The sequence below is a fragment of the Streptomyces glaucus genome, assembly GCF_039533365.1.
GTDB lineage: Bacteria > Actinomycetota > Actinomycetes > Streptomycetales > Streptomycetaceae > Streptomyces > Streptomyces glaucus.
Genome location: NZ_BAAATK010000052.1, coordinates 31,735 through 43,449, shown reverse-complemented (window position 1 = coordinate 43,449; position 11,715 = coordinate 31,735). Strand labels below are relative to the sequence as shown.

At 75.1% G+C, this 11,715-nt stretch carries 6 protein-coding genes and 1 pseudogene; 5 read left to right on the top strand and 2 right to left on the bottom strand.

The window, feature by feature from the left end:
- The 3 genes from ABD363_RS27775 to ABD363_RS27765 all read left to right on the top strand — a co-directional run.
- Positions 1 to 4,213, top strand: a 4,213-nt coding sequence (locus ABD363_RS27775; protein ID WP_344608378.1) for an SDR family NAD(P)-dependent oxidoreductase, incomplete at its 5' end; no start/stop codon positions are given.
- Between the two features lies 1 nt (position 4,214).
- Entirely contained in the window at positions 4,215 to 6,563 is a 2,349-nt protein-coding gene (fabD, locus tag ABD363_RS27770) for an ACP S-malonyltransferase (protein ID WP_344608376.1), read from the top strand.
- Between the two features lie 318 nt (positions 6,564 to 6,881).
- On the top strand, positions 6,882 to 7,394 hold the full coding sequence (locus ABD363_RS27765) for a DinB family protein (RefSeq protein ID WP_344608374.1): 513 nt from the start codon (positions 6,882 to 6,884) through the stop codon (positions 7,392 to 7,394).
- Positions 7,395 to 7,449: 55 nt separating this feature from the next.
- Here the strand turns inward: ABD363_RS27765 and ABD363_RS27760 are convergent.
- Together ABD363_RS27760 and ABD363_RS27755 are read right to left on the bottom strand one after the other, a co-directional pair.
- Positions 7,450 to 7,980: pseudogene (locus ABD363_RS27760) on the bottom strand (helix-turn-helix domain-containing protein); the annotation flags it as partial.
- A 104-nt stretch (positions 7,981 to 8,084) separates the two neighbouring features.
- Entirely contained in the window at positions 8,085 to 9,074 is a 990-nt protein-coding gene (locus ABD363_RS27755; RefSeq protein WP_344608372.1) for an aldo/keto reductase, read from the bottom strand.
- Positions 9,075 to 9,290: 216 nt separating this feature from the next.
- On the opposite strand from ABD363_RS27755, the gene ABD363_RS27750 reads away from it, so the two are divergent.
- Both ABD363_RS27750 and gap read left to right on the top strand, forming a co-directional pair.
- Positions 9,291 to 10,247, top strand: a complete 957-nt coding sequence (locus tag ABD363_RS27750) for a GlxA family transcriptional regulator (protein ID WP_344608370.1) — start codon at positions 9,291 to 9,293, stop codon at positions 10,245 to 10,247.
- A gap of 107 nt (positions 10,248 to 10,354) precedes the next feature.
- On the top strand, positions 10,355 to 11,353 hold the full coding sequence (gene gap / locus ABD363_RS27745) for a type I glyceraldehyde-3-phosphate dehydrogenase (RefSeq protein WP_344608368.1): 999 nt from the start codon (positions 10,355 to 10,357) through the stop codon (positions 11,351 to 11,353).
- The last annotated feature ends 362 nt before the right edge of the window (positions 11,354 to 11,715 follow it).

Genomic DNA, 11,715 nt, shown 5'->3' with positions numbered 1-11,715 from the left:
GCTGGAGGACAGCCCGTTCTACCTGGTGCGCGAGCGGCAGCCCTGGGCCGCGCCCAGGGACGCCGAGGGCCGGGAACTGCCCCGCAGGGCCGGCGTCAGCTCCTTCGGCTTCGGCGGGGTCAACGCCCACGTCGTCCTCGAGGAGTACGTCCCGCCCGCCCCCGCCCCCGGCACGCCGCCGGCCGGCGAGCCCGTGGCCGTCGTGCTGTCGGCGGCGGACCCGGACACCCTGCGCGCCCGCGCCCGCGACCTCGCCGCCTGGATCGACGCGGGCCGCGTCCGCGAGGACGACCTCACCGCGCTCGCCCAGACCCTGCAACTCGGCCGCGTCGCCATGGAGGAGCGCCTCGGCTTCGTCACCGACTCCCTCGCCGACGCCCGCGACCGCCTGCGCGCCTTCCTGGACGGCGGCACGGCCCCCGGCGTCCACGCCGGGCGCGCCGCCCGCCAGGAGGCGTGGAGCACCCTCACCGCGGACGAGGACGTGGCCCGCGCCGTCGACCGGTGGATCGCCCGCGGCAACCTCGCCCGCCTCGTCAAGCTGTGGACCGCCGGCTGCGACTTCGACTGGAACCGCCTGCACACCGGCCGGCCGGTGCGACGCGTCCCGCTGCCCGCCTACCCGTTCCGGCTGCGGCGCTACTGGATCGCCGACCGGGCCGACGGCCGCCGCCCCGGGGCGGCGCCGCGGGCCGGCGCGGAGGAGCGGCTGCGGCACCTCGACGGACGGGAGCCCTACCTCGCCGACCACCGGGTCCTCGACGTGCCCACCCTGCCCGGCGCCGCCCACCTGGAGTTCGTCCGCGAGGCCCTCACCGCGTCGGTGCCCGGCGCCGCCCCCACCGGCGTGCGCCTGCGCGACGTGACCTGGCTGCGGCCGGTACGGGTGACCGGGCCGCGCACGCTGCGCATCACCCTCACCCCCGGCGCCGGGGGCGCGGACGGCCACGCCGTGCGCACCTTCGAGGTACGCGCCGACGACGCGCCCGACGTGCACGCCCGGGGCACCGCGCAGCTCGACCCGGCGCTGCGCGACGCGCCCGCCGGGACCCACGACATCGACGCCCTGCGGTCCGGCTGCCCCCGGCGCCGCGACGCCGACGAGTGCTACGCCCTGTTCACCCGCATGGGCCTGGACTACGGCCCCGCCCTGCGCGCCGTCCGGGCGCTGTACCACGGGCCCGACGGCGCGCTGGCCCGGCTGCGGCTGCCCGCCGGGGCCGCCGGCCTGACCACCGACCCGAGCATGCTCGACGGCGCCCTGCAGGCCACGCTCGGCGTGCTGCTGGAGGAGCAGGACGCCGAGCCCGCCGCCGGCTCGGCCGCTGTTCCCTTCACCGTGCGCGAGGTCCAACTGCTGCGGCCCACACCGGCCGAGGGCTGGGCGGTGGTGCGCCGCGCCGCCGACGACCGGGGGGAGGGGCGTCCGCGCCGCCTCGACGTCGACCTGTGCGACGACCGGGGCACCGTCTGCGTGCGCCTGCTCGGCTTCGGCACCCGCGCGATCCGGACCCCGCAGACCACCGGCCCGGCGCGGGCCGTGCCGGACACGGCCACGGCACCCGCGGCGGACCCGGACGCCGCCCTGCTGGCCCGCGTCGACTGGGTCGACCCGCAGGACCGCGCCGGCGCCGGCCGGGACCCCCGCGGCGGCACGCCCGGGCACGTCGTCCTGTGCGAACTGCCCGGCGCCGACGCCCCGGAACTCGCCCGCGCCCTCGGCGCCGAGTGCGAGGCCTGGCAGGCCGACGGCGACGTCGCGGCCCGCTACACCGCGTACGCCGGCCGGCTGCTCGCCCTGCTGCGCGAGGCGGTGCGCCGCCCCACCGGCGCACCCCGGCTCGTGCAGGTCGTCACCCCCGCGCACACCCCCTGGCTGGCCGGCCTGAACGGCATGCTGCGCACCGCCCGCGCCGAGCACCCCGGGCTGCTCACCCAGTGGATCGAGATCGCGGGACCGGCCACGCCGGACGACCTGGCGGCCGTTCTGCGCCGCGCGGCCGCCGACCCGGACGAGGACGCCGTACGCCACGCCGACGGCCGGCTGCGGGTGCCCCGCTGGCGGGAGCTGACGGTGCCGGCCCCGGCGTCACCGTGGCGGGACGGCGGCGTCTACCTGCTGACGGGCGGCGCCGGGGGCCTGGGCGCTCTCCTCGCCAAGGACATCGCCCGGCGCGTCGGCGACCCCGTCCTGGTGCTGTGCGGGCGCAGCCCGGCCGGCGCCGCCCACGACCGGCTCCTCGGGGCGCTGCGCGCCTCGGGCGCCCGCGCCGAGTACCGCGTCCTGGACGTCACCGACCGGGCCGCCGTCCTGACCGCCGTACAGGAGATCGAGAGCCGGTACGGGGCCCTGCACGGCGTCGTCCACGCGGCGGGCGTGCTGCGCGACGGCTTCCTCGCCGCCAAGAGCGCCGACGACCTGCGGGACGTCCTCGCCGTCAAGGCCGCCGGGCTGGTCCACCTGGACGAGGCGACCGCCGGCTGCGACCTCGACTGCTTCGTCGCGTTCTCCTCGATGGCCGCCTTCGGCAACACCGGCCAGGCCGACTACGCCGCCGCCAACGCCTTCCTCGACGCCTACGCCGCCCACCGCCAGGACCTCGTCGACCAGGGCGAGCGCCGGGGCCGCACCCTCTCCGTCAACTGGCCGCTGTGGCAGGAGGGCGGCATGCGCGCCGGCGCCGGCGCCCTGACCGCCATGGAACGCGCCGGACTGCGCGCCCTGGACGCCGGCACCGGACTGGACGCCCTCCACCGCGCCTGGGCCGCCGCACTGCCCCAGGTGATCGTGGTCCACGGCGACCACGACCGCATCCGCGAACGCTTCCTGCCCGGCGACACCCCGGCGCAGGCGCCGGCCGGCACCGGCCGTCCGCCGGCACCGTCCGCCGACCGCGTCACCGCGCTGCTGGCCGAGGTGCTCGAACTCGACCCGGCCGAGCTGAAGCCCGACGTGCCGCTGCGGCGCTACGGCTTCGACTCCATCTTCCAGGTCCAGTTCCTCGCCCGCGCGCAGCGGGACATCGACCCGGACCTCACGCTCGACACCCTCGTCGACAGCGAGACCCTCCAGGACCTCGTCACCGCGCTCGGCGGACCCGGCCGCGCGGACACGGCACCGGCCGCCCCGGCGCCCCCGCCGTCCCGCGAGCCCGCCCCCGACCCGGCGCGGGCCGCCGCCTCCGTGCTCGTCCGGATGAACGGCGTCACCACCGGCCGGCCGGTGTTCTGGATCCACGACGGCAACGGCGGCATCGGCGGCTACGCGCCCCTCGCGGCCCGCTGCCGGCGCCCCTTCTACGGCATCAGCCCCAAGGGCTGGACCGGCACGGAGGACATCCTCACCGGCCAGGAGGCCATGGCCCGGTACTACGTCGCGGCCATGCGCTCCGCCCAGCCGGAGGGCCCCTACGACGTCGGCGGCTTCTCCCTGGGCGGCCTGTTCGCCTACGAAGTCGTGCGCGAACTGCAGGCACAGGGCCAGGAGGTGTCCTCCTTCGTCATGCTGGACACCCTCGACGGCACCGCCACCAACCGCGCCAACGACCAGGTGCTCGGCGGCCGCACCGACCCCGACGCGCGCGCCAAGGTCAGCCTGTTCCGCGCCGTCAACCTGGTGCTCGGCGACAACCGCCTCACCGTCCCCGGCGACGCCTCGCCCGTCCTGCACCGCGACGAGGTCGACCCCGCCCTCGACGTGGACGCCTTCCTGGACTCCCTCGTCAAGGCCGCCCTGGACCGCGGCGTCGACCGCACCGAGAGCCAGCTGCGCACCCGGATCCGGCAGCTGGCGCGCTACTTCGACGCCGTGCAGGGCGAGACGTACACCGTCCGGCCGCTGCCGCGCCCGGACCGGGTGCCCTGTCACTACGTGCGCAACAAGGGCGGCAAGTTCTTCGGCGCGTACGAGGAGTACATGGTGCTCTTCCCCGACCACGGCCTGCCCACCGTCGACGGCACCGAGTACTGGCGCGAATGGGAGCGGCACATCGAGGACTTCACCGTCGTCGACGTCGACACCGTCACCCACTCCGACGTGCTGAGCGCCCCCCACGCCCTGGAGAAGATCCTGGACCTGTGCGACACCCTGTACCGGCCGCACGGGTCCGCCGACGACGCCGCGACCGCGCCCGCCCGGGCCGTGGACGCACCGGCGCCGGACCGCACGGCCGGCGACCGGACGGCCGGCCCGTCCGTGCGAGGAGGCCGCTGAGATGAAGGCACTGATCTTCCCCGGACAGGGCGCCCAGTTCCGCGGCATGGGCCGCGACCTGTTCGACGCCTACCCCGAGGCGGCCGAGCAGGCGTCCGACATCCTCGGCTACGACCTGCCGCGCCTGTGCCTGCACGACCCGCACCGGGTCCTGAACGACACCGAGTACACCCAGCCCGCCCTGTTCGTCGTCGGCGCCCTCGCCCACCGCCGCTGGCGGGAGGAGAACGGCGACGCGGCCGGCTACCTCGCCGGGCACAGCCTGGGCGAGTACTGCGCCCTGCACGCCGCCGGCGCCTTCGACTTCGCGACCGGCGTGCGCCTGGTCCAGCGGCGCGGCGCGCTCATGGCACGGGCCCGCGGCGGCGGCATGGTCGCCGTCGTCGGCGTCGACGGCGACCGGCTCGCCGCTCTCCTCGCCGAGGGCGCCTTCACCACGCTCACCGTCGCCAACCACAACACCCCCACCCAGCACGTCGTCTCCGGCGACGCCGAGACGATCGGCGCGCTGGAGACCCACCTGGAGGACCGGAAGGTGCGGTGCGTGCGCCTGAAGGTCTCCGGCGCCTTCCACTCCCCGCTGATGCGGCCCGCGCAGGAGGAGTTCGCCGCGTTCCTGCGCGACTTCCGGCTCGACGACCCCCGCCTGCCGGTCATCGCCAACGCCACCGCACGCCCCTACCCGGCCGGCCGCACCGCGGACCTGCTCACCCGGCAGATCACCAGCCCCGTCCGGTGGACGGAGAGCGTGCACCACCTGCTCGACCTCGGCGTGAACGACTTCGTCGAACTGGGCGGCACCGTGGTCGGCCGCCTGGTCGACCAGATCCGCACCGCCCCGCGCCCCGCCCCCGCGGCGCCACCGCCGGCGCCCCGGGCGGACGAGGCGCAGCCCCGCCCCGCCGGCCCGGCCCCCGGCCCCCGGGCCGCCGACGCCGCCCGCGCCGCCACCGAGCTGGGCAGCGCCGTCTTCCGCCGCCGCCTCGGACTGCGCTACGCCTACGCCGCCGGCGGCATGTACCGGGGCATCGCCTCGCCCCGCATGGTCATCGCGCTCGCCCGCCGCGGCATGCTCGGCATCCTCGGCACGGGCGGCACCCCGCACCGGGAGATCGAGGAGGGCCTGCGCACCATCCGCGCCGCCCTCGGCCCCGACCGGCCGTTCGGCGTCAACTTCCTCGCCCACCACGACGACCCGGCCGCCGAACGCGCCATGGCCGACCTGCTGCTGCGTCAGGACGTCCGGATCGTCGAGGCGTCCGCGTTCATCCGGATGACCCCGGCGCTCGTCCTGTACCGGGCCCGCGGCCTGCGCCGCGGCCCCGACGGCACGCCCGTGTGCGACCACCGCGTCGTCGCCAAGGTCTCCCGCCCCGAGGTCGCGCGGGCCTTCATGGCGCCCGCCCCCGACGCCGTGCTCGACCGCCTGGTGCGCGACGGCGACCTCGACGCCCACCGGGCCGAACTCGCCCGCCAGGTGCCGATGAGCCACGACATCACCGTCGAGGCCGACTCCGGCGGCCACACCGACGGCGGCATCTCCACCGTGATGATGCCCGCGATGCACCGGCTGCGGCAGGAGGCCCAGCACCGCCACGGCTACGCCGAACCCATCTGCCTCGGCCTCGCCGGCGGCCTGGGCACCCCGGAGGCCGTCGCCGCCGCGTTCATGCTCGGCGCCGACTACGTGCTGACCGGCTCGGTCAACCAGTGCACCGTCGAGGCCGGGACGAGCGACGCCGTCAAGGACATGCTCCAGGACATCGACATCCACGACACCGAGTACGCCCCGGCCGGCGACATGTTCGAGATGGGGGCCAAGGTGCAGGTCCTGCGCAAGGGCGTGTTCTTCCCCACCCGCGCCAACAAGCTGTTCTCGCTGTACTCGCACTACGACGGCCTCGACGAGCTGCCCGCCAGGACCCGTGACCTGCTGGAGCGCACCTACTTCCGCCGCACCCTGGACGAGGTGTGGGAGGACACCCGCGCCCACCTGCGGTCCCGGGGCCGGCACGACGACCTCGCCCGCGCCGAGGCCAACCCCAAGCTGCGCATGGCGCTGGTGTTCCGCTGGTACTTCGCGCACACCGCGCAGCTCGCCCTCAACGGGCGCGACGACCGCACCAACTACCAGGTGCACACCGGGCCGGCGCTCGGCTCGTTCAACCAGTGGGTCAAGGGCACGGACCTGGAACGGTGGCGCGAGCGCCACGTGGACGACATCGGCGTACGCCTCCTCGAAGGCGCCGCCGAACACATCGGCGCCATGTGCCGCGGCTGGCACGGGCCCGCACCGGCCGCCCCACGGCCCGTGCCGCGCACCGAACCGGCGCCCACGGGCGCCGCGTAGCCGCAGGCCGGGGGCGGGCGCCGGGCCCGGCACCGCGTCCGGCCGTGGCGGACGGGGCGACGCGCGGTGCCGCACGGTGACGGTGGAGCGGCCGCAGGGAGGCGATGTACCGGTGGCATCCGTCCCTCGGCGCCCTCCGATCGTTCCCCGCGTGCACCCGGACCTCGCGGCCCCGCCCGCCCCGGGCCCCGGGCCACTCCTCCACCGGGCACATGCCCGGTGGAGGAGGAACGCCGCTCCAGTGCCGCATCGGGCAACGTTCGCCCCGTTGTGAGGCCCTGCCTGTCGACGGATTCGACCGCTGGCGATAATCGACCGATGGCCATCATCGAACGCCCTATGCCGCCCCTGAACGCCGACGAGCGCACCACGCTCGAAAGCTGGCTCGACTTTCATCGCACCACCCTCGCCATGAAGTGCGAGGGCCTGGACGACGAGAAGGCCGCCGTCGCATCCGTGCCGCCGTCCGCCTTCACACTGACCGGCCTCGTCCAGCACATGGCGGAGGTGGAGCGGAACTGGTTCCGCCGAGTGCTCGCCGGAGAACAGGCCCCGCCCATCTACGACCCGCAGGCTGACCCCGATGGCCCCGACGGCGGCTTCGAGCTGGCCGAGGGCGCCACCCTGCGCGACGCTCTGGCCACCTGGCACGCGGAGATCGCCCGCGCCCGCGAGCACTGCGCCGACCGCGCCCTGACCGACACCGGCCGCTTCATGGAGCAGGACGTCAGCCTCCGCTGGATCTACGTCCACATGATCGAGGAGTACGCCCGCCACAACGGCCACGCCGACCTGCTCCGGGAACGCATCGACGGCACCACCGGCGTATAGCGCTTCCGGATCAGGCAGTGCTGGCCCGGTCGGCGACGGCGCGTAGGTGCCGGTCGTCGGCGATTGCGTAAAGGTGCTCGATGTGGGCCTTCTTGGCCGCGCAGTCGGGGTCGCGGGAGGTTTTCCAGGTTTTCAGGCGTCGAAAGGAGACGCCCTCCTCGCGGAGCGAGATGCGCAGGCCCTCGTGGCTGATGTCGTCGACCACCCCCTCGGCGACCAGGGAGTCCGCCAGCTCGGTCGGGCTCCAGGCGGAGAACGGCAGGTCGTGCTCGGGCGGCTTGGACTTCGCGATCTTCCTGGTCTCGCGGCGCTCGGGTAGCGTGAAAGCCCTGGGCCGGCCGCCCTTGTACTTCGGGTACAGCGAGTCGAAGCCGTCGACCTCGAAGTCGTGGATCACGTCCCGGACCCGGTCGGCGCTGGTGAACGACACCTCAGCGATCTTCGCTACCGGCATGCCCTGTGCGGACAGCGGCACCATCTGGGCCCGCCGCCAGGTCACCACCGATCCGGTGCCCCTGCGGATGATCCGCAGCAGTCGTCTGCCCTCGGCATCGTCGATTCCACGCACACGTACTCGTTCTGCCACCCACCCAGAATGACGGTCGCGCGTCGCTCGGAACGGGACCGAGCGGCGCGTCACATCACGACGGGCAGGACCTTACGACGGGGCGAACGTTGCCTGATGCGGCACTAGCGGTCGACGGCCCGCATCCCCGCCTCGTCGTACCGCTCGCCCGCCGCCTCGGGCAGTTCGGCGTCGATGCGGGCCAGGTCGTCCCCGGTCAGCGTGATGTCGACCGCGGCGGCGTTCTGCTCCAGGTAGGTGCGGCGCTTGGTGCCGGGGATGGGCACCAGGTCCTCGCCCCGGGCCAGCACCCAGGCGATGGCCAGCTGGGCGGGGGTCACGTCCTTCTCGGCGGCGATCTCCCTCACCTTCGCCGCCAGCCGGAGGTTCGCCTCCAGGTTGGCGTCCTGGAAGCGCGGGTTCTCGCGGCGCCAGTCGTCCGCGTCCAGCTCGTCCGGCGTGGTGAACCGCCCGGCGAGGAAGCCGCGGCCGAGCGGCGAGTACGGCACGAAGCCGATGCCCAGCTCCCGGCAGGCGGGCAGCACCTCGGCCTCCACGTCCCGCGACCACAGCGAGTACTCGCTCTGCACTGCGGTGACCGGGTGCACGGCGTGGGCGCGCCGGATGGTCCGCGCGCTCGCCTCGCTCAGGCCGATGTGCCGCACCTTGCCCTCGGCGACCAGCTCGCCCAGCGCGCCGGCCGTCTCCTCGACGGGAACGTCCGGGTCGACCCGGTGCTGGTAGTACAGGTCGATGTGGTCGGTCCCCAGACGTTCCAGGGAGCCGTGGACCGAGCTGCGGACATGTTCGGCCGAACCGTCCGGCGGGCCGACCGTGCTGATGTCGCCGGGCACGGCGTGGTCCATCCGGTAGTTGAACTTCGTGGCGATCACGTACTCGTCGCGGTGCCCCCGGATCGCCTCGCCGACGAGCGACTCGTTGGTGAGCGGCCCGTACATCTGCGCGGTGTCGAGGAAGTTCACCCCGAGGTCCAGGGCGCGCCGGATGGTCGCGATCGCCTCCTGCCGGTCGGCGGATCCGTAGAAGGCGGACATGCCCATGCACCCCAGGCCGATGGCCGACACCCGAAGGTCCCGCAGACTGCGCTTCCGCATACCGTGTCCCCGCCTTTCCCTGCACGCTCGCTCGTCGCCCGGACGGCACGAAGCCCTTCCTCCATCTAGCGACGGATCCCCCCGCCCGGCATCTCGGGGAGGCGCCGGGCGGCGCGGACTTCGTACGCGCGACGTCCGCGACGCTCCGCCGCAGGGCCGCCCGCGCGGTCCGCGCAGCGGACGGAGCGGCAGCACGCCCTCACGTAACCTCGTCCCGTGCCAGCCTCCCGCCTGCATCGCGTCGCCGTCCTCGTGCTCGAGGGCGCGAAGCCGCTCGATGTCGGAATCCCCGCGCAGGTCTTCACGACCCGCGCGAGCATGCCGTACGAGGTACGGGTGTGCGGGGCGACCCCCGGGCTGGTGACCGGCGGCGACGGCCTCGCGTACCACGTCGCCCACGGCCTGGACGCGCTGGCGTGGGCCGACATCGTCTTCGTCCCCGGCTACCGGTTCCCGGACCGCGACGACCCGCCGCGAGCCGTCGTCGACGCACTGATCACCGCCCACGACCGGGGCGCGCGGCTCGCCGCCATCTCCACGGGCGCCTTCGCGCTCGCCGCCACGGGCCTGCTCGACGGCAGGCGCGCCACGACGCACTGGCACTACACGCGGGCGCTCGCGGCCCGGCATCCGCTCGTCCGGGTCGACGAGAACGTGCTGTTCGTCGACGAGGGCAGCGTGCTCACCTCGGCCGGCGCCGCCTCCGGCATCGACCTGTGCCTGCACATCCTGCGCGGCGACCTCGGAGTGGCCGCGTCCAACCACGCGGCCCGGCGTCTGGTCGCGGCCCCCTACCGCAGCGGCGGCCAGGCCCAGTACGTGCCGCGCAGCGTCCCCGAGCCGCTCGGCGAGCGGTTCGCCACCACCCGCGAGTGGGCGCTGCACCGGCTCGGCGAGCCCCTCACCCTCGACATACTGGCGCGGCGGGCGGGGGTCTCGCCGCGCACGTTCTCCCGGCGCTTCGTCGAGGAGACCGGCTACACGCCGATGCAGTGGGTGCTGCGCGCCCGCGTCGACCTGGCCCGCGAACTGCTCGAGCGCTCGCAGCGCAGCGTCGAACAGATCGCCGCCGACGTCGGGCTCGGCACCGGCGCGAACCTGCGCCTGCACTTCCAGCGCATCCTCGGCACCACGCCGAGCGAGTACCGCCGCACCTTCACCCGGGGCGAGTGATCCGCCGGCCCCCTCGTGGCGAGATCCTTTTGAACCGTGGCGACCTCGCCACTGTCAGCGGCACCGGCCGCGGGCGAGCCTGGGGGCGAAGGGAAGGGACCTCACTCATGACTCGCATCGCCATCAACGGATTCGGCCGCATCGGACGCAATGTGCTGCGCGCGCTGCTGGAGCGCGACAGCGCCCTCGAGATCGTCGCCGTCAACGACCTGACGGAGCCCGCCGCTCTCGCCCGGCTGCTCGCCTACGACAGCACGGCCGGCCGGCTCGGACGCCCGGTGACCGTCGACGGGGACGCCCTCGTCGTCGACGGCCGCCGGATCACGGTGCTGGCCGAGCGCGAACCGGCACGGCTGCCGTGGGCCGAACTCGGCGTCGACGTCGTCCTGGAGGCCACCGGCCGCTTCACCTCGGCCGAGGCCGCCCGCGCCCACCTCGACGCGGGCGCGAGGAAGGTGCTCGTCAGCGCGCCGTCGGACGGCGCCGACGTCACGCTCGCGTTCGGGGTCAACACCGACGCCTACGACCCGGCCGGGCACACGATCGTCTCGAACGCCTCCTGCACCACCAACGCCCTCGCGCCGCTGGCCAAGGTGCTCGACGAACTCGCCGGTATCGAGCACGGGTTCATGACGACCGTGCACGCCTACACGCAGGAGCAGAACCTGCAGGACGGCCCGCACCGCGACGCCCGCCGCGCCCGGGCCGCCGGCGTCAACATCGTGCCGACCACGACCGGCGCCGCCAAGGCGATCGGGCTGGTGCTGCCGAACCTCGACGGCAAACTGTCGGGCGACTCGATCCGCGTACCGGTGCCGGTGGGCTCGATCGTCGAACTCAACACGACCGTCGCCCGCGACGTGACGCGCGACGACGTGCTGGCGGCGTACCGCGCCGCGGCGCAGGGGCCGCTCGCCGGCATCCTCGAGTACTCGGAGGACCCGCTCGTGTCGTCCGACATCACGGGCAATCCCGCCTCGTCGATCTTCGACTCGGCCCTCACCCGCGTCGACGGCCGCCACGTCAAGGTGGTCGCCTGGTACGACAACGAGTGGGGCTTCTCGAACCGTGTGATCGACACGCTCGAGCTCCTCGCCGCCCGCTGACGGACGCCGGGGGAGCAGCGGAGGCGGGCCCGCCGGTCCGCGCGGGAAGGACGCGAGGCGGCCGGCGGCTCGTCCCCGCCCCCGGCCCCGCCGAACTCCCCCGGCCGGACCACGACGGAGGACGACGCGCCCGGCCCCGCCCTGCCCGACGCCGGACGCGCCCTCCCGGCACGGCCGTCCCCGCCCGGCGGCCCTCCAGGCCGGTCCGCTTCCGGGTTTTCCGCCGCCTCCCGGCGCCCGGGCCGTGCCCCCCGCGGGCACGAACCCGCCCGGGCGGGCTTGCCCGGCAGCGCGCCGGCCGGGTGACACCGGTGTCCGCCGGATGCCGGAGCACTCCGTGTGAGCGGAGGAGCGACGGGGCA